Genomic DNA, 16,277 nt, shown 5'->3' with positions numbered 1-16,277 from the left:
GGACCCGCGTCGAATCGGCTACGCCCCGTCGCGAGCCGCGGTCAGCCGTTCGCGGACGGCCTCGCGGTCGACCGTCCCGGAGTGGGTTCGGGGGATCTCGTCGGCGAAGGCGACCGTCTTCGGAACGGCGAACGCCGCGAGGCGGTCGCGGAGGGCGTCGCGGACGCGCTCGGCGGTGAGGCCCGTGGACTCGGGCGTCCCGCCGGCGGACACGACCAGCGCGGCGACGCGCTGGCCCCACTCCTCGTCGGGGAGGCCGACGACGGCGGCGTCGGCCACGCCCGCGATATCGCGGAGCGCGTCGGCGACTCGGGCGGGGTGGACGTTCTCGCCGCCGGTGACGACGGCGTCGTCGACGCGGCCGACGACCCAGAGCCGGCCCGCCTCGTCGGTGTACCCCAGGTCGCCCGTGTGGAAGCCTCGGTCGTCGAACGCCGCCGCGGTCTGGTCGTCGTCGAGATAGCCCGGCGTGACCGTCGGCCCCGAGACGACGAGTTCGCCCGAGTCGACGGGTTCGGTCGGCCCCCCGTCGGAACCGAGTACCTCGACGGTCGTCCCGCGGAGCGGTCGACCGACGGTGTCGGGGTGTTCGCGGGCCGCCGCGGGGGTCGCCGTCGCGACCTGCGAGGCGGTTTCGGTCAGTCCGTAGGTCGGACAGGCGGGGACGCCGCGGTCCGCGCAGCGCTCGATCAGTTCGCGCGTCGCGGGCGCACCGCCGAGGAGGACGAACCGGAGCGAGTTCGCTGGCTGCCACCCGGCGTCGAGCAGGCGCGTGAGCATCGTCGGGACGAGCGAGACCGCCGTGCCGTCGTGTTCGTCGAGGACGCGCGCGGTCGCGCCGGCGTCGAACTCGCGCTGGATCACGGTCGTCGTCCCGTACAACGTCGACCGGACGAGCGGGGCGAGCCCGCCCATGTGGTAGGTCGGGAGACAGACCAGCCAGCGGTCGCCCGGCTCGACGCCGAGGCGGTGGGCCGAGGCAGTGGCGCTCGCGATCAGGTTCCGCCGAGTGAGTCGCACGCCCTTCGGTTCGCCGCTGGTCCCCGAGGTGAACATGACGACCCGTTCGTCGTCGAGCGGTCGCTCCGTGGTGGTCACATCGCCGACCCGGTCGGTGCCGTCGAGCGTGAGCGACGCGACGGCGTCCGACTCCGGAGCGTCGACCGACGCGACCGGAACCTCGGCGGGCGCGACCGCCGTCGCCGGCCCTTCGGTCGCGCGCTCGCAGACCAGCAGGTCGATATCGGCCCGGGCGGCCTGTGAGCGAAGCCGCTCGGTCGGGAGTTCGACGTTGAGCGCGACGGCGCTCGCCCCGAGTCGACCGACCGCGAAGTACAGGTCTGCGGACGCCGGGCGCGTCCCGAGCAGGAGGCCGACCCGGGCGTCGCCCCCGTCGAGGTCGCCGGCGGCGGCCGCTGCGAGGGACGCGGCGCGGCTCGACGCCCGCTCGTCGAACTGGTCGTACGTCCACTCGCGGCCCTCGTCGGCGTCGACGACGGCGGTCGCATCGGGCGTCGCGGCGGCGCGCCGGGCGAGGATGTCGACCGAGGGGTCACCGACGGGGTCGTCGACCGGCCACTCGGTCGGTCCCGGAAGCGTCACGGTCGCACCTCGTCGGAATCCACGCCGACCCCGGGTCCTTGCGGGACCGCGATCCGCCCGTCGGACACGGGCGCGGGGTCGTCGGCCAGGTCGTCGGCGAGCAGGTCGGCGGTGGCGAGCCCGCAGGGCGCCACGTCGGGGATCGCGGCGGCGACGTGGACCGCGGCGGTCCGGGCGACGACCGCGTCGACGGTGGTGGTCACCACCGGCTCGATCCCCCGGTCGCGAGCCCGCAGGGCGAGCGTCTGCGCGTTGCCCGGCCCGCCCAGCACCATCGGCTTCAGTATCACTACGTCCGCCGCGTCGGCGTCGAAGACCTCGGCCATCGAGTGTTCGACGAGCCCCTCGTCGACGGCGATATCGACCCCGTTCCCGCGCAGGTCCGCGAGCGCGACGAGGTCCTCGGCCGGGAGCGGCTGCTCGACGTAGGCCACGTCGAGCGACGCCAGTCGTTCGATGGCCCCCGCTGCCTCCGCGCGGGACCACGCGCCGTTGGCGTCGAGCCGGATCGTCACGCCGTCGCCGACGGCCCGGCGGACGCCGCGGACGCGCTCGACATCTTTCTCGACCGGGCGCGCGCCGACTTTGAGCTTCAGGCAGTCGAACCCGCTGTCGACGGCGGCCTCGGCGCGCTCGACGGTCGTCTCGCGGTCGGCGTCGCCGACAGTGGCGTTGACCGGCACCGACTCGACGGTCCGCGAGTCGTCGAACCAGCGGTAGAGGGCGAGGCCGTCGGCCCGCGCGTCGGCGTCGAGGAGGGCGGTGGCGAACCCGTGGCGGGCCGCCGGCACCTCGCCGGCGTCGAGTTCGAGCAGTCCCGCGGTGTGGGCGCCGTCCGCGCCCGCTTCCAGCGCCCGGCCGAGGCCGCGCTCGCAGGCGTCGAGCGACTCGGTCCAGCCCGGCAGGGGCGTCGCCTCGCCGACTCCCGTCTCGCCGCGATGGTCGTAGCGAACGACGAAGCCCGAGCGCTCGGAGATGTCGCCCGCGGCCGTCGAGAGCGGCGATTCGAGCGGGAGGGAGAAGGGGTCGACGTCGTCGCAGGTCGAAGGGTCGCCGGTCATAGCAGCGCGGGCGCGGCGAGGCCCGCGGCGAACAGGATCGAGTGGACGAACAGCGTCTGTCCCACCCGTTCGAGCGCCGGGTTGAGCGCCTCGCCGTCGGTGTGTTCGAGGACGGTCGTCGTCACGGTCGCCGCGAGCGGGAGCGAGAGGAGCGGCGCGAGCGCCGGCAGGCCGTAGGCGGGGTCGAGCGCGAAGACCACGGGGACGACGTAGGCCATGCCGACGAGGAGCAGGAACTCGACGCGGCTCCAGCGGTAGCCGAGTAGCACCGCGAGCGTCCGCTTGCCCGTCTCCGCGTCGGTCTCCCGGTCGCGGACGTTGTTGACGACGAGGATCGCAGTCGAGAGGCCCGCGGCGGGGAGACTCGCGACGACGGCCGCCAGCGGGAGCGTCTCCGCGGGGAGACCGGTCGGGAAGAGTCCGGCGTCGGCGTGGGTGACCGCCTGGACGTAGTAGGTGCCGGTCACGGCGACGACGCCGAAGTAGACGAACACGAAGAGGTCGCCCAGGCCGCGGTAGCCGTAGGGGTAGGGACCGCCGGTGTAGAGGACGCCAGCGGCGATCGAGGAGAGGCCGACGAGGAGGATGGGGACGCCGCCGACGGCGACGAGATAGGCGCCGACGACGACGGCCAGCGCGTAGGTCGCGACCATCGCCCACTTGACCCGGGCGGGCGGGATGAGCCCGCCGGCGGTGACGCGGGTGAACCCCTCTCGGTCGTCGGTGTCCGCGCCGTTGACGGCGTCGTAGTAGTCGTTGGCGAAGTTGGTTCCGACCTGGATGAGCAGGGCGCCGACGAGCGCCGCGAGCCAGGGCGGGGCGGCGAACACGCCGGCGTGGGCGGCCAGTCCGGCGCCGACGATCACCGGCGCCGACCCCGCCGGCAGCGTCTGTGGCCGCGCGGCCATCAGCCAGGCGCGGGTCTTCGATACCTGCGCGTCTGCGGTCGACATACCTCTAAATCGGGACCCGTCGAGTGTCAAAGTTGGCATCCCGACCGGCGGTCACGCGTCGGCGGCCGACCGCGCCTGCGCCCGGTGGGTTCACGCGTCGGCGATGCGCGCCAGCCCCGCGCGGACCCGCTGGCCGAGGTGGCCGACCTTCCGCCGGACGTACGACTCCCGGCGGGAGTCGACGTCGAGGTCGTCGAGGACCGTTCGCATCCGCTCGACTCCGCGCTCGCGGTCGATGCCGGCGTCCCGGGTGTGTTTCAGCGGGTGTCGGCGCCAGTTGTACTCCTCGTGGGCGTACACGTCGATCTGCCCCGCGTCCTGCCGGACGAGGACGGCGTGGAGCTGCCGGTCGGCGAACGGCGACTCGCGGGAGACCCAGCTGCCGTTCGTCTGTTTGCCCAGGCGCGTGTAGTGGTACATGCTCACCGGGTTCCAGTCGAACCCGCGTCCCGACAGGACGGACTCCAGACGGTCGATATCGCAGTGGACCGTCCCCGCGTACCCGCTCGGGTACACGCGGATCGTCTCGTCAGTGACCGCCCGCATCGCCCTGTCGAGGAAGGGACCGAGCGCCCGGCGGAGCCGGTAGCTCGCCCGTCGCTGGACGCGGTCGGACATACTTCCGTTTGGAGCCACGGCGAGGTGAACGTTACGCCGGCCACCCTCCGAGGGCGCGTCGACCGCGTCGGCGCCACGGAGAGCGGACACTCTCGGTCCGTGCCCGACCGCTCACTCGGTCGACTGGCCTTCTCGCCGCGTTTCTCGCTCGGGACCGCCCGCAGGTCGCCGGAGGCGACCGAAGACACCCCCGAGCGAACGAATGGCTCCTAGTAGAACCAGTCGTAGTCGTCGAACTCGGGGTCGCGGCCCTCGTTGAAGGCGTCGCGACCCTCCTTCGCTTCGTCGGTCATGTAGCCGAGGCGGGTCGCCTCGCCGGCGAAGACCTGCTGACCGACCATGCCGTCGTCGGCGGCGTTGAAGCCGTACTTGAGCATGCGGATGGCCATCGGCGACTTGCTCGTGATGCGGTCGGCCCAGTCGAGGGCGGTCGCTTCGAGTTCGTCGTGGGGGACGGCCTCGTTGACCATGCCCATGTCCGCGGCCTCCTCGGCGTCGTAGGTCTTGCCGAGGAAGAAGATCTCGCGGGCCTTCTTCTGGCCGACCTGGCGGGCGAGGTAGGCGGAGCCGAAGCCGGCGTCGAAGCTGGCCACGTCGGGGTCGGTCTGGAGGAACTTCGCGTGGTCGTCGCTGGCGAGGGTGAGGTCGCAGACGACGTGCAGCGAGTGGCCGCCGCCGACGGCCCAGCCGGGGACGACGGCGACGACAGGTTTGGGGATGTGGCGGATCTGGCGCTGGACTTCGAGGATGTGGAGGCGGCCGGCCTCGGCGGCGTCCTCGCGGTCGGCGTCTCGCGGCTCGTTCCCCTCGCCGCTCGACCGGTCCGAGGCGCTGCGCGCCTCGCTGTCGTCGCCGCGGTACTCGTAGCCCGAGTCGCCGCGGACCGACTGGTCGCCGCCCGCGCAGAACGCCCAGCCCCCGTCCTTCGGCGAGGGGCCGTTGCCGGTGAGCAGGACGCAGCCGACGTCGGACTGGCGCTTGGCGTGGTCGAGCGCGGTGGAGAGCTCGTCGACGGTGCCCGGGCGGAAGGCGTTGCGCGTCTCCGGGCGGTCGAAGGCGATGCGGACGGCGGGGGTGTCGGTCCCGCGGTGGTAGGTGATATCGCGGAAGTCGAACGCGTCGACCGACTCCCAGCGGTCGGGGTCGAAAATCTCCGAAACCATGCCGGTCCTCGGGTCGGGCCGCGCAAAAAGATTCCTCAGTCGGCGGCGGTCCCGCCGCGCTCCCGGGCGGTCACGCGCGGTCAGTCCGAGACGACCGCCGTCGCCTCGACCTCGACGCAGAACTCCTCGTCGACGAGGCGACTCACCTCGACCATCGTCGAGGCGGGCCGCACGTCCGCGAACACCTCGCCGTGAGCGCGGCCGACGGCGTCGTAGTCGTCGATGTCGGTGACGTACAGTCGGGTGCGGACCACGTCCGCGACGCCCGCGCCGGCCTCGTCGAGCGCGCCGTCGACGATCTCCAGCGCCGCCTTCGTCTGTTCGTAGGGCCCGTCGCCGACCACCTCGCCGTCGTCGTCGACCGGCGTCGCGCCGGCGACGTGAACCTGGCCGTCGACCGCGACCGCCCGCGAGTAGCCGACGTGCGCTTCCCACTCTGTGTCGCTGGTGACCGTCTGCCGAGACATGTGAGCCGTCTGACGGGGCGTCGAAAAGTGCGTTCCGGTCGCGGAGGGCGAGCCGTCGGGCTCCGAACGCTATCGATCCCGATAGTTCGGGCACAGGGATTTTATCGTCGGCCCGCGAAGTCGAGACGATTCAGGGCGCCCTCCATGACAGAGACCTTCTATGACCGCCTCGGCGTCGACGACGACGCGACGACCGAGGAGATCGAGGACGCCTACCGGGAGGCGATAAAGCGGGTTCACCCGGACGTGAGCGACGACGTGAACGCCGGGGAGCGCACGAAGCGACTCAACGAGGCCAAGCGCGTGCTGACCGACGGCGAGGAGCGCGCCAGGTACGACCGCCTCGGGCACGCGGCCTACACCGGGGAAGGGACGCCCGACGCCGGATCGACGCGGACGGCCGCCGGGCGCGGCGACGCCGGACCGAGTTCGGAGGCCGGGTCCGGGACCGGTGACGGGACGACCGAGTCGCGTGCGGGCGGCGCCGGTTCGGGCACTGCGGCCGGGACGGGACGGTCCGACCCCGGCGAGAGCACGTGGCGCGGGTCCCAGCAGCGCGGACGGAGTCCGGGAGGCAGTCGGTCGACCGGTGGGACGGACCGGCGTCGCCGCGAGCGAGCCCGGGGGGGCAGACGAGCGGACGGCCGCGGCGCGGCCGCGGGGGCCGGCGACGGGACGACTCGATCGACGGGCGGGTCGGCCGGGCCGTCCTGGCAGTCCGGCGGCGCGGCCGCCGAGGCGGGAGGGGGCGGGAGTGAGAGCTCCCCCTCCGCCCAGCGGCAGGCGGCCGCGGGAGCGTCGAACGGTCCGAACGCCGACTGGTCGTGGAACGCGTGGGACGCGACCGGTGCCTGGGCCGTCCGAAACGGTCACGAGGGGGACCGTCGGCTCCGGCTCAGCCGCCTGTTCCCGGTCGACCAGTCGGTCGTCCTGCTGGTGTCGACGTTCGTCTGTTACCCCTTCTTCGTCGGCGCGACGCTGTACCCGGGGTTTCCGCTGGTCGCGCGAATCGTCGTCGGGGTCTGCACGCTGCTCACCTTCGCCTACTTGCTCTCGATCCCGGAGGTCGCGATCCTCGTGTTCGGCCTCTGGAGCGTCGTCGTGCCGATACTCCTGCTGGCGATCCCGGGCCTCGGCGTCTTCTCGCTGGCCGGCGTCGTCGGCCTGATCGCGACCTGGGTCCCGCTCGGCATGTCGGTGCTGACGTTCTCGCTGGTGCGGTCCTGAGAGCGGTCGCGCCGGGAGTCAGCGGTCTTCGGCCACTCGCTCGCGGACGCGCTCGTGAAGTCGCTCGCGGCGCCGATGGCTCGCCTCGCCGTCGGTCCGCACCTCGATGACCTGCGTGCCATCGCTGTCGAGCGACTCGCGGTAGGCCGCCGCGAAGTCGTCGAGGTCGGTCGCGCGCCTGAACGCCAGGTCGTACAGGTCGGCCGAGTGTTCGAAGTCGAGGCCGTGGGGCGTGACGAACTGCTCGGTGAACGGCGGGTCGAACGCCTCGATGGGCAGGACGTGGAAGATGCCGCCGCCGTCGTTGTTGATCAGAACGATCGTCGCGTCGACGCCGCAACGGGCGACCGAGAGCAGGCCGTTCGTGTCGTGGTAGTACGCCAGGTCGCCGGTGACGACCACGAGCGGGTCGTCGGTCGCGCTCCCTGCGCCCAGCGCGGTGCTGGTGATACCGTCGATGCCGCTGGCGCCGCGGTTGCCCAGGACGGTGAGGTCCGCCGTTCGGGGGCGGCCGAAGCGGTCGCAGTCCCGGACGGGCATGCTGTTCGAGACGAACACGGTCGCCGGGTCGGGCGCGCCCGCGATGACTTCCGAGAGGATCGCGCCCTCGAAGAGGGTCTCGTCGGCCGCCTCGTCGACGAGGTCCCAGTGAGTCGCCTCTGCGCGTTCGAACCGGCGGCGCCACCTCGCGTCGGGGGTGTTCGACCCGTCGCCAGCGGCCGGGGGCCGGTCGTCGATCCGTTCCGCGAGCGCCGCGGCCACAGTGCCGGGGTCGGCCTCGACGCAGTCGGTCGCGGTGAACTCGGCCTCGGGCCAGTCGCCCGCCGGGTCGACGACGACCTGTCGCGCGTCGGCCTCCCGGAGATACCGTCGGAGGACTTTCGACGTGGGCGAGGCGCCGATCCGGACGACGACCTCGGGGTCGGGCCAGCCGGGAGCGTCGAGATAGGAGTCGTAGCCGCCGAAGACCGGGCGGTCGGCGGCGAGCGGCCCGTATCGCAGCCCCGAGAGCGGGTCGGCCAGCAGCGGGAAGCCGGTCGCGTCGAGCAACTCGCCGACCGCCGCAGGGTCGCAGACGCCCGGATTCAGCGGCCCCACGACGACCAGGCCGCGGTCGGCCGATTCGAGGGCGGCCGCGACGTCGGCCATCGCGGCGTCGTCGGGTTCGCCCCGCCCCGTCGTCGTCCGGACGAACGGGCCGTCCCGGCCTTCGACGGCCAGCGGCGCCTCGTCGACCAGCGAGTCGGGCACGTCGCCGGGTTTGTCCGTGGGTTCGAGCGGCTTCGCGACCGGGAAATTCAGGTGGACCGGCCCGGGATCCGACCCGGTCGTCTTCGCGACGGCGCGGTCGACGGCCACTCTGAGCGACCGGAGCCGACGGGCCTCGGGCGCGGGCTCGGGCAGGGTCTTGTACCACCGGACGGCGTCGCCGTAGAGCTTCTCCTGGTCGACGGTCTGGTTCGCGCCGCTGTCCGTGAGTTCGGCGGGTCGGTCGGCCGTGAGCACCAGCAGCGGCACGCGAGACTGGCTGGCCTCGATCACGGCCGGGTGGTAGTTGGCCGCGGCGGTCCCGGAGGTGCAGACGACCGCGGTCGGTTCGCCGGTCCGGCGGCCGCGGCCGAGCGCGAAGAACGCGGCCGAGCGCTCGTCGAGCACGGAGAACGTCTCGACGCCGTCGTGTTCGGCGAGCGCGACCGTCAGCGGCGTCGAGCGGCTCCCCGGGGAGACGACCGCGCCGGTGACGCCGCTCTTGGCGAGTTCGTCGACGAGCGTCCGCCCCCACAGCGTCGCGCGGTTCGGCGCGGTCATTGGCGGGTCACCTCGGTGCCGCCCGGTCCCCCGATCACGGCCCCGGTCATTCGAGCGCGTCCAGCACGGGGCGGTACTTCAGCTGGACCTCGTCCCACTCGCGGTCGGGGTCGCTGTCGCCGACGATACCGTTGCCGGCGAACAGCGTCGCCCGCCGCTCGGTCGCGACCGCCGAGCGGATGGCGACGGCGAACGTACCGTCGCCCTCGGCGTCGAACCAGCCCACCGGCGAGGCGTACCAGCCGCGGTCGAACGCCTCCGTTTCCTTGATCGTCTCCAGGGCCTCGTCCGGCGGGAGCCCGCCGACGGCCGGCGTCGGGTGCAGCGCCTCGACCAGCGAGAGGACGTGGTCGTCCTCCGCGAGTTCGGCCGTCACCGGCGTCTGGAGGTGCTGGACCGTCGCGAGCCGTCGCACCGTCCGGTCGCCCGTCGATATCGAGGTGGCGTAGGGGTCGAGCTGCGTCTTGATCGCCTCGACGACCAGGTCGTGCTCGTGGCGGTCCTTCTCGCTGCCCTGGAGTTCGCTGGCGAGCCACTCGTCCTCTTCGGGGGTGTCGCCCCGGCCGGTCGAGCCGGCCAGCGCCTCCGTCCTGACGGTCCGACCGTCCCTGCTGACCAGTCGCTCGGGCGTCGCGCCGAAGAACTGTCCCCCGTCTTCGGGGGCGACGAGGAAGCGGAAGCAGTCGGGGTACGTCTCCGAGAGGCGCTCGTACACCGACGGGACGGACAGCTCGTCGCGCAGGTCGACCGTCAGCGCCCCCGCGAGCACGACCTTCCGGAGCGTCCCGCTGCGGATGCGCTCGACGGCGGCCTCGACCTGGCGGCGCCAGCCGGCGTCGTCGGGTGTGAACGTGCGGCGTTCGATCCCCGGACCGTCTTCCGGGAGCGTGTCGTCGAGCGTCTCGACTCGGTCGACCCACTCGTCGAGCCGGGCTTCGGCTTCGGTCGCCGCCGCCGGGCCGGTCGCCGTCGCGACGACCCAGGTCGAGCCGTCGTCGGTCCGGACGACCTGGACGGCCGGGAGCACGAACTGCGCGTCGGGGAAGCCGTCCCACGGCGACCGACCCTCGTCCTTGTCGCCCGCGTGGAACGCGAAGCCGCCGAACAGCCGCGGCCGGGCGGCCCGCGGGAGGTCGGATTCGACGGCGCGGCCGGCGAACAGCGCTTCGCCGGCCCGCCGGACGTGGTCGAAGCGGTCCGGGCCGTCGGTGGCGATCGTCGCCACCGACCCGCCGGCGGCGACTCGCCGGCCCTCGGCCGACCAGGCGACCGTCGGTCGCGGGAGTTCGCCCAGCACGGTCCCGACCGCGACGCCGTCGACCTCGCGTCCGCGCGTCGCGATGGTCGTCTCGTCGGGTTCGACCGACGACTCGTCACCACGGAGAGGTTCCATCTCCAGGCGCTTAGGACCGTACGCCTTTCAGCCTAACTACTTCGGACCGCGCCGCCGGAACCACAGACGGAAGCGCGTCGACCCGGCGAGACGGCGATCGCTCGGCCCGACGAGGTGTCGGCCCGCGCCGGGGGAACGGAGCGACCGATTCGACCGCTGTGCGGTGATCGATTCGGTTTCCACCCCCGCCAAAGTTAAATACCCCCTTCCCGAACTAACGACCGATCCGATGCCCAAGGTAGATCTCACGATCCCCGAACACCTCGAGATGCGTATCACCCAGCTCGTCGAGCAGGGTGAGTTCCTCAATCGAGAGGAAGCCATCGAGGACCTGCTCTCGACGGGGCTGAAAGCGTACAAGACGAGCGGTCCGATGGACGACGACGACGAGGCCGGCGGCTACGAGGACGACGGGATGATGGGCCACGAGGACGAGTACGTTTTCTGACCCCGCGATTCGCGTGTGACCCTCTGACGGACAATTGTTAAATCGGCGGTTCCCATAGGGACGCCCATGCACAAGGACGAACTCCTCGAACTCCACGCGCAGATGCTCACGATCAAAGACTACTTCGCCGGCCTGGAAGACGTCGACGCCACGCTGTTCGACGCCTACGAGGAACTCGACGTGACCCCGGAAGACGTCCACAAGTCCAAGAGCGAGCACAAACACGCCGTGTTCGTCCTCGGCAACGCCCTCGCCACCGCCATGAGCGAAGACGAGTTCTCCGACGCCGGCCGCGTCGGCAAGCGCATGAAGGAACTCGCCGAGGACGCCGAGAAGAAGCTGTAATCGGTCGAGACCGCTCGCCCGACCGCCGGAGTTCGTCGCTTTCAGGAGTCCGTCCGCTCTTCTCGTCGCGACCGCTTTCCCTACCTCACCGCGAGTAGTCGACCGTTCGGTTTCCCGACCTCGACGGACGGCTCCGCGGACGGTCGCCCGGTCTGTCGAATCCGCGCTCCGGGCCGACCGTCGGCGCCGCGAGCGGGTAAGCGGTTTTGCTGTCGCGCTCGTAACACGACCATGGCCGAATCCACGAGCGAGAGCGGAACCGAGACCGAGGTAGTTCGCCCGCCAGGACCGAGCGGCAAACCCGTCGTCGGGAGCCTCGTCGAGTACACCAGGGACCCGTACGGGTTCGTCGAGCGACTCGCCCGCGAGTACGGCGATCTGGCCCACTACGAGGTGCTCGGCACGCCGTTCTACCAGGTGAACAGCCCCGAGGGTATCGAACACGTCCTCGTGCAGAACAACCAGAACTACGTCAAGGGCGAGCTGTTCCAGGAGTCGCTCGGGCCCGTCCTCGGGAACGGCCTGCTCAACAGCGAGGGGGAGTTCTGGCGCCGCCAGCGCCGTCTCATCGGCCCCGCGTTCGAGCCCGACCGCATCGCCGAGTACGCCGAGACGATGGTCGAGCGCACGGAGGAGACGGCCGTCCGGTGGCGCGACGGGAGCGTCCGCGACGTGAACGACGATATGATGGAACTCACGCTGGCGATCGTCGCCGACGCGCTGTTCGGCGTCGACGTGGGCCGCGACGTGGACACCGTCGCCGACTCGCTGGAGGTCGTGATGAACTACCAGGAGGGGGTCTCGGCGGACGTGCTCCCCGTCGACGTGCCGACGCCCGGGAAGATCCGTCTCCGACGGGCCGTCGACGACCTGGAGGACGTGGTCTACCGCATCGTCGACGAGCGGGCGCGCGACCCCGGCGACGACGTGGTCTCGCGGATGCTCGCCGTCGAGGACGAGACGGGTCGCGGGATGTCCCGCGACCAGATCCGCGACGAGGTGATGACGCTGCTCCTGGCGGGCCACGAGACCACCGCGCTCGCGCTGACGTACACCTTCTTCCTGCTCGCCCAGCACCCCGAAGTGGAGCGACGCCTCCTCGACGAACTCGACGAGACCCTGGGCGGCGACCCGCCGACGGTCGAGCAGGTCCGGGAGTTGCCCTACCTGGACACGGTCGTCGAGGAGTCGATGCGCCTGTACCCGCCGGTCCCCGGTATCGTCCGCGAGGCGACCGCCCGCGACGAGATCGCGGGATACACCATCCCCGAGGGCGCCACCGTCTCGATCAACCAGTGGTCGGTCCACCGCGACCCTCGATTCTATGACGACCCGATGGCCTTCCGCCCGGATCGGTGGACCGACGAGATGCGCGAGGAACTGCCCCGGCTCGCCTACTTCCCGTTCTCGGCCGGGCCGCGCCGCTGCGTCGGCGACCGATTCGCCATGCTGGAGGCGAAAGTGGTGCTGGCGACGCTGCTCCAGCGCTATCACCTCGAACTCGTCTCCTCGCCCGAACTCGATCTGGTCGCGACCATCACCGCCCGGCCGCGAAATCCCGTGCAGATGCGCGTCCACGAGCGGGCGTGAGTCGCCTCAGCGGCGTTCCGGGTATTCTCGGTCGGGGATCCACGTCAGCCGTTCCAGCCCCGCCCGGAACCGGCGCGCCGTTTCGATGGGACCCAAGCGGATGGCGAGCACGTACGCACCGACCAGTGCGCACAGGTGGTCGAGCGACGACGGCAGCACGCCCCCGAAGAGGAGTTCGACGACCAGCAGCGCCGGGAACTGGATGACCGCGAAGGCGACGAAAAACGCGACCGACTGGAGCGCGTCGGGCCGATGTCCCGTGGCTTCAGCGAGCGCTATCAGGACGGCAGCGGCCACCAGAATCGTCTCGGTCATCGACAGCCCGAACGGAGAGCCCGCAGGGCCGGCGACGGCTGCCGCAGTACTCCCGATCGGAACGCCCACGAGCACGAACGCGACGAGCAGGCCGCCGAAGTCGCGCGTTTCGTCCGAGGGTGTGCGCTCGTGATCCATCTATTACCGGTCGTCGGCCGCTCGGGGTAAACCTTGTGCCGGCGACACGTTCCGAGTACTTCGGTCGGGAGCGTCCCCACTCGCTTCCTCTGCTCGTTCGCTTCGCTGCGCGCGACTTCCAGGGTTCGAATCTCAGGGCCCGTTCGCTCGTCGCGTCCGCTCCTCGCAGAACGGGCGTGGCGGGCTTTCGCTCAACGATCGAACGGACCGTTCTTTCGGCCGTGAGACGGTCGAATTCAGGTGTCTAAAAGACCGGTTCTTCCGTTGCTCGCCGTCCCCAGTTCGATCAGCATCGCCGTCACGGTGGGAGATGACGGTCGTAAATGTTCCGGCGGTGGCCGACGGCCTCGACGCGGAGGAGGTCGTCACTGCGGTCCCACGTGATGACGGCGCGATAATCTCCGGCCCGGAGTTTGTAGTACGGATAGCCCGAGAGCGGTTCGAGACGATGCTCTGTCCAGTCCGTTGCCTCGTCTACCTTGTTCATGACGCGGTCGGCGACCTGCGAATCGAGATTTTCCAGGTGATCGATAGCTTTCTCAGTGTACTCGACTTCAGTCATCCAGACCCAGCCGCTCGCGTGCCTCTTCGGCGGTCACTGTCTCGCCTTCTTCTGCCTGTTCGCTGCTTTCTTCCAAGTCTTCGAGCGTGTCTTCGGAGAGCGTCGCCGGTGGATTCACCCAGTCCCGGAGCGCGTCCCTGATAGCTTCGGACTTGCTGGAGTACCCACGCCGCTCCCACTCTTCGTCGATCCGCGTCAGTAGCGATTCCGGAACCCGAACGTTGATCTTCTCCATCCGGTCGTCTCCGGCGTCGGTATCAGTACTCATTGGTTGTGATACACCTGTATCACACAAAAGTCTTCGCACCCCGAAATCTGATCAGTGAGTCTGCAAGACTGACCAGAAGCTACAACATTATTGAACTGTTTTTCCACTCACTATGTCTGGTGAGCCAGTTGTTGCGGTAGGGCTATTTATTGACGCTATCGGCGCACTGGCAGTTGTAGTTCCTGATTTTAATCAAACGTTTCAATACCGGATAAGAAGTATAACACCGTTTGCGCGCAGGTATCATCGGGCAATGTTGTCCTTCTACGAAAAGGGTGGGCAGACTGAGGATGAGGAGGTATTAAAAAAGAAACTGGGAACCCTTTGGCCGATATTACAAGAAAAACAATCTAATCTAAGTGACATTTACTTCAATGAAGTTGAAAGGGTGTATTGGGATGATGAGGGTATGGATTTATCGACACATACCCTTCTTATAGTTGAAGGCAAAGAGGGCGAAGAGCTACTTCCTGTCGGTCTGGGTCATATTGGTGACTCAGTCCAAGAATATATGGAGGAACGTTACCGATTTTGGGGGTGGATCCTTCTTGCCTCGGGATTTCTGATTCAGCTAATTGGGACTCTTCTCTAAGGGCCACGCGGGCGGCGTTCCCCGCTCGATCGGCTCAGCGGCGAGACAGAACAGCAGCTCTTGGTTGTGTGAAGACGGTGACGTCCCGTCTTTGTGGTCGTACAGAATATCGAGGACCTCATTGGGATAGTCACCAGATCACGACCCGTCGAATTCGATGTTCTCGGCTACGAGACTACCCTCGTGGTCGTAAACGTCCATCTTCGTCCCCGAGGGGTCCCAATAGCAGGTCACTGGATTTCCCCCACACCTGAAGGAATGGCCCTTGCTCGACTCTCGATTCACCTTCATCGCACTTCAACTCAAACGTGAAAATATTCGTTTGTGAGAAAGAAACCTCTTGTTTCGGAGACGAGGTTCTGACGAAGCTACCTGAGACTTCAGTTTCGGTCAGCGCCTGGTCATCAGTCTCATCGCGGAGTCGGATATACGCGCCATCGCTCGTTTGAGGGTTCTTCAGCAGCGTCGTGTAGGAGACATATAGCGAGGAGATGTTAGTGATCTGGTCGAGTGCAGAGCCTTCTACCAGAAGGCGGTTGGAGGCGCTTATCGGCTCTGTATACGTCGTCGACGTGGTCGACACTCCGCCGGTGATGAACTTCCCCCCCATACAAGAATATGAAATCGCCCGAGTCGCCCATCGGTCCGCCAGAAACCGGGTCACCGCTACCGATCTGTGCGCTCCCTACACTGATCACTTCGACAGATAGCGTAGCACAGGGGAACCGAGTTTCTGTACCCTGATCCAGTTTGAGTGCAGTGATGAGGGAGCTCGATTTGCTGGGTGTAAAATGGCACAGCAGCCCGGTCAATGACCGATTGATTACGCCCAAAGCGTTCGGCTATCGAAGCGCGCGGATCACAGGACACGCCAGCCCACGTTCAGCGACTGAACGAAATCGACAGCGCCGTATCGGGGTCGAATCGTGACAGATTCCGCTGCCGTCCGGCGGATTTGCGTTTCCACGGGCGTGGCGGGATTCGAACCGGAGGAAGACGGTCGGCCTCGCTCCGCTCGGCCGCTGCGACTTCCAGGGTTCGAATCCCGTTCCGGTTCGCTCACTACGTTCGCTGCACGGGCGTGGCGGGATTCGAACCCGCGATCGAGGGGTTAGGAACCCCTCGCCCTGTCCCCTAGGCCACACGCCCTACCGGGGACAGCGACCGCCGGGAGAAAGAACCTTGCTGTTGCTCACCGGCGTGAGAGAGCGGGGAGAACGGGCTCGTCAGTTGCTGGACGACGAGGAAGAGGAGTCCGAGGAGTCGATGGAGGCCTCGGTCTCGCGCTCGGCCTCGGTCTTGAGGATCTCGCCGTCCTCGTCGACGATGTTGCCGTCGTCGTCGACGGTCGCGCCCTCTTTCATCTCCTCGAGCTCCGCTTCGACCTGCTCGCGGCCCTTCTGGAACTCGCCCATGGCCTGGCCGGTCGACCGCGCGAGTTTCGGGATCTTGTTGGCGCCGAACAGCAGCACGGCGATCAACAGGATCACGATCAGTTCCGTCCCGCCCGGCATGCCCCCGACCGGGAACAGGGGGATGAGTGTGTCCATCATCTCTACCCGACGCTTACTCGACGCCAATTATAACCTTTTTGGCCTGCACAGTGTCCCAAGAAGGTACGACGCCGCTTCATCCCTGCCCGCAGAAGTCGCGTGAATGCGGCATCGAGCCCGGCGAACTTGGGTCTGGCGGCGCGTCCGGGTTCGGTGAACCACATGTCGCGATA

The 16,277-nt window shown here is 69.0% G+C and carries 17 protein-coding genes and 1 tRNA gene; 5 read left to right on the top strand and 13 right to left on the bottom strand.

The genetic code is table 11. The features are described 5' to 3' along the window. Positions 1-18: 18 nt before the first annotated feature. The 6 genes from HZS55_RS16075 to HZS55_RS16050 all read right to left on the bottom strand — a co-directional run bounded on the left by HZS55_RS16075 (position 19) and on the right by HZS55_RS16050 (position 5,864). Positions 19-1,602 (bottom strand): class I adenylate-forming enzyme family protein, encoded by a 1,584-nt coding sequence (locus HZS55_RS16075; protein WP_179908591.1) that lies wholly within the window; start codon positions 1,600-1,602, stop codon positions 19-21. Then, a complete protein-coding gene (locus HZS55_RS16070) occupies positions 1,599-2,663 on the bottom strand; it encodes a mandelate racemase/muconate lactonizing enzyme family protein (protein ID WP_179908590.1) in 1,065 nt (354 codons plus the stop codon). Before HZS55_RS16070 ends, HZS55_RS16075 begins: the two co-directional genes overlap by 4 nt. Continuing rightward, positions 2,660-3,616 carry a 1,4-dihydroxy-2-naphthoate polyprenyltransferase gene (locus HZS55_RS16065; protein WP_179908589.1) on the bottom strand — a complete coding sequence of 319 codons (957 nt, stop codon included), beginning with the start codon at positions 3,614-3,616 and terminating at the stop codon, positions 2,660-2,662. Before HZS55_RS16065 ends, HZS55_RS16070 begins: the two co-directional genes overlap by 4 nt. Before the next feature lie 90 nt (positions 3,617-3,706). Continuing rightward, complete coding sequence (locus HZS55_RS16060; RefSeq protein WP_179908588.1) at positions 3,707-4,234, bottom strand: hypothetical protein; 528 nt, start codon at positions 4,232-4,234, stop codon at positions 3,707-3,709. Between the two features lie 209 nt (positions 4,235-4,443). Next, complete coding sequence (locus HZS55_RS16055) at positions 4,444-5,397, bottom strand: 1,4-dihydroxy-2-naphthoyl-CoA synthase (RefSeq protein WP_179908587.1); 954 nt, start codon at positions 5,395-5,397, stop codon at positions 4,444-4,446. Between the two features lie 80 nt (positions 5,398-5,477). After that, positions 5,478-5,864, bottom strand: a complete 387-nt coding sequence (locus tag HZS55_RS16050; RefSeq protein ID WP_179908586.1) for a RidA family protein — start codon at positions 5,862-5,864, stop codon at positions 5,478-5,480. A 144-nt stretch (positions 5,865-6,008) separates the two neighbouring features. Here HZS55_RS16050 and HZS55_RS16045 point away from each other — a divergent pair, with 144 nt between their 5' ends. Beyond that, positions 6,009-7,091 carry a J domain-containing protein gene (locus HZS55_RS16045; RefSeq protein WP_179908585.1) on the top strand — a complete coding sequence of 361 codons (1,083 nt, stop codon included), beginning with the start codon at positions 6,009-6,011 and terminating at the stop codon, positions 7,089-7,091. Positions 7,092-7,109: 18 nt separating this feature from the next. Here HZS55_RS16045 and menD read toward each other — a convergent pair whose 3' ends face one another. After that, the gene (menD, locus tag HZS55_RS16040; protein WP_179908584.1) at positions 7,110-8,900 is read right to left on the bottom strand and encodes a 2-succinyl-5-enolpyruvyl-6-hydroxy-3-cyclohexene-1-carboxylic-acid synthase; all 1,791 of its coding nucleotides are present in this window, start codon (positions 8,898-8,900) and stop codon (positions 7,110-7,112) included. A gap of 46 nt (positions 8,901-8,946) precedes the next feature. Continuing rightward, a complete protein-coding gene (locus tag HZS55_RS16035) occupies positions 8,947-10,293 on the bottom strand; it encodes an isochorismate synthase (RefSeq protein ID WP_179908583.1) in 1,347 nt (448 codons plus the stop codon). A 229-nt stretch (positions 10,294-10,522) separates the two neighbouring features. Between HZS55_RS16035 and HZS55_RS16030 the strand changes: the two genes are divergently transcribed. From HZS55_RS16030 to HZS55_RS16020, 3 genes are all read left to right on the top strand, one after another. Next, positions 10,523-10,741, top strand: coding sequence for a ribbon-helix-helix domain-containing protein (locus tag HZS55_RS16030; protein WP_006884454.1), 219 nt, complete (start codon positions 10,523-10,525; stop codon positions 10,739-10,741). 66 nt (positions 10,742-10,807) lie between these two features. Then, positions 10,808-11,086, top strand: a complete 279-nt coding sequence (locus tag HZS55_RS16025) for a UPF0058 family protein (RefSeq protein WP_179908582.1) — start codon at positions 10,808-10,810, stop codon at positions 11,084-11,086. Between the two features lie 231 nt (positions 11,087-11,317). After that, complete coding sequence (locus tag HZS55_RS16020) at positions 11,318-12,676, top strand: cytochrome P450 (RefSeq protein ID WP_179908581.1); 1,359 nt, start codon at positions 11,318-11,320, stop codon at positions 12,674-12,676. 6 nt (positions 12,677-12,682) lie between these two features. Here HZS55_RS16020 and HZS55_RS16015 read toward each other — a convergent pair whose 3' ends face one another. The 3 genes from HZS55_RS16015 to HZS55_RS16005 form a co-directional block, all read right to left on the bottom strand. Next, positions 12,683-13,129, bottom strand: coding sequence for a hypothetical protein (locus HZS55_RS16015; RefSeq protein WP_179908580.1), 447 nt, complete (start codon positions 13,127-13,129; stop codon positions 12,683-12,685). 298 nt (positions 13,130-13,427) lie between these two features. After that, positions 13,428-13,691 carry a type II toxin-antitoxin system RelE family toxin gene (locus HZS55_RS16010; RefSeq protein ID WP_179908579.1) on the bottom strand — a complete coding sequence of 88 codons (264 nt, stop codon included), beginning with the start codon at positions 13,689-13,691 and terminating at the stop codon, positions 13,428-13,430. Continuing rightward, positions 13,684-13,959 carry a ribbon-helix-helix domain-containing protein gene (locus tag HZS55_RS16005; protein ID WP_179908578.1) on the bottom strand — a complete coding sequence of 92 codons (276 nt, stop codon included), beginning with the start codon at positions 13,957-13,959 and terminating at the stop codon, positions 13,684-13,686. Before HZS55_RS16005 ends, HZS55_RS16010 begins: the two co-directional genes overlap by 8 nt. A gap of 112 nt (positions 13,960-14,071) precedes the next feature. Between HZS55_RS16005 and HZS55_RS16000 the strand changes: the two genes are divergently transcribed. After that, entirely contained in the window at positions 14,072-14,551 is a 480-nt protein-coding gene (locus tag HZS55_RS16000) for a hypothetical protein (protein ID WP_179908577.1), read from the top strand. A gap of 1,076 nt (positions 14,552-15,627) precedes the next feature. Here the strand turns inward: HZS55_RS16000 and HZS55_RS15995 are convergent. Then, positions 15,628-15,700 (bottom strand) — tRNA-Arg (locus HZS55_RS15995). A gap of 77 nt (positions 15,701-15,777) precedes the next feature. Further along, a complete protein-coding gene (locus tag HZS55_RS15990; RefSeq protein WP_179908576.1) occupies positions 15,778-16,104 on the bottom strand; it encodes a Sec-independent protein translocase subunit TatA/TatB in 327 nt (108 codons plus the stop codon). Between the last annotated feature and the right edge of the window lie 173 nt (positions 16,105-16,277).

The sequence above is a fragment of the Halosimplex rubrum genome (assembly GCF_013415885.1).
Taxonomy (GTDB): Archaea; Halobacteriota; Halobacteria; order Halobacteriales; family Haloarculaceae; genus Halosimplex; species Halosimplex rubrum.
Note: the sequence above shows the minus strand (reverse complement) of the source record. Positions and strands in the feature narration are given on the sequence as shown.

Excerpts from the sequence above, each read along its gene's own strand:
- HZS55_RS16070 (WP_179908590.1), bottom strand. The coding sequence starts at position 2,663 with ATGACCGGCGACCCTTCGACCTGCGACGACGTCGACCCCTTCTCCCTC.
- HZS55_RS16065 (WP_179908589.1), bottom strand. The coding sequence starts at position 3,616 with ATGTCGACCGCAGACGCGCAGGTATCGAAGACCCGCGCCTGGCTGATG.
- HZS55_RS16060 (WP_179908588.1), bottom strand. The coding sequence starts at position 4,234 with ATGTCCGACCGCGTCCAGCGACGGGCGAGCTACCGGCTCCGCCGGGCG.
- HZS55_RS16055 (WP_179908587.1), bottom strand. The coding sequence starts at position 5,397 with ATGGTTTCGGAGATTTTCGACCCCGACCGCTGGGAGTCGGTCGACGCG.
- HZS55_RS16050 (WP_179908586.1), bottom strand. The coding sequence starts at position 5,864 with ATGTCTCGGCAGACGGTCACCAGCGACACAGAGTGGGAAGCGCACGTC.
- HZS55_RS16045 (WP_179908585.1), top strand. The coding sequence starts at position 6,009 with ATGACAGAGACCTTCTATGACCGCCTCGGCGTCGACGACGACGCGACG.
- menD (WP_179908584.1), bottom strand. The coding sequence starts at position 8,900 with ATGACCGCGCCGAACCGCGCGACGCTGTGGGGGCGGACGCTCGTCGAC.
- HZS55_RS16035 (WP_179908583.1), bottom strand. The coding sequence starts at position 10,293 with ATGGAACCTCTCCGTGGTGACGAGTCGTCGGTCGAACCCGACGAGACG.
- HZS55_RS16030 (WP_006884454.1), top strand. The coding sequence starts at position 10,523 with ATGCCCAAGGTAGATCTCACGATCCCCGAACACCTCGAGATGCGTATC.
- HZS55_RS16025 (WP_179908582.1), top strand. The coding sequence starts at position 10,808 with ATGCACAAGGACGAACTCCTCGAACTCCACGCGCAGATGCTCACGATC.
- HZS55_RS16020 (WP_179908581.1), top strand. The coding sequence starts at position 11,318 with ATGGCCGAATCCACGAGCGAGAGCGGAACCGAGACCGAGGTAGTTCGC.
- HZS55_RS16015 (WP_179908580.1), bottom strand. The coding sequence starts at position 13,129 with ATGGATCACGAGCGCACACCCTCGGACGAAACGCGCGACTTCGGCGGC.
- HZS55_RS16010 (WP_179908579.1), bottom strand. The coding sequence starts at position 13,691 with ATGACTGAAGTCGAGTACACTGAGAAAGCTATCGATCACCTGGAAAAT.
- HZS55_RS16005 (WP_179908578.1), bottom strand. The coding sequence starts at position 13,959 with ATGAGTACTGATACCGACGCCGGAGACGACCGGATGGAGAAGATCAAC.
- HZS55_RS16000 (WP_179908577.1), top strand. The coding sequence starts at position 14,072 with ATGTCTGGTGAGCCAGTTGTTGCGGTAGGGCTATTTATTGACGCTATC.
- HZS55_RS15990 (WP_179908576.1), bottom strand. The coding sequence starts at position 16,104 with ATGATGGACACACTCATCCCCCTGTTCCCGGTCGGGGGCATGCCGGGC.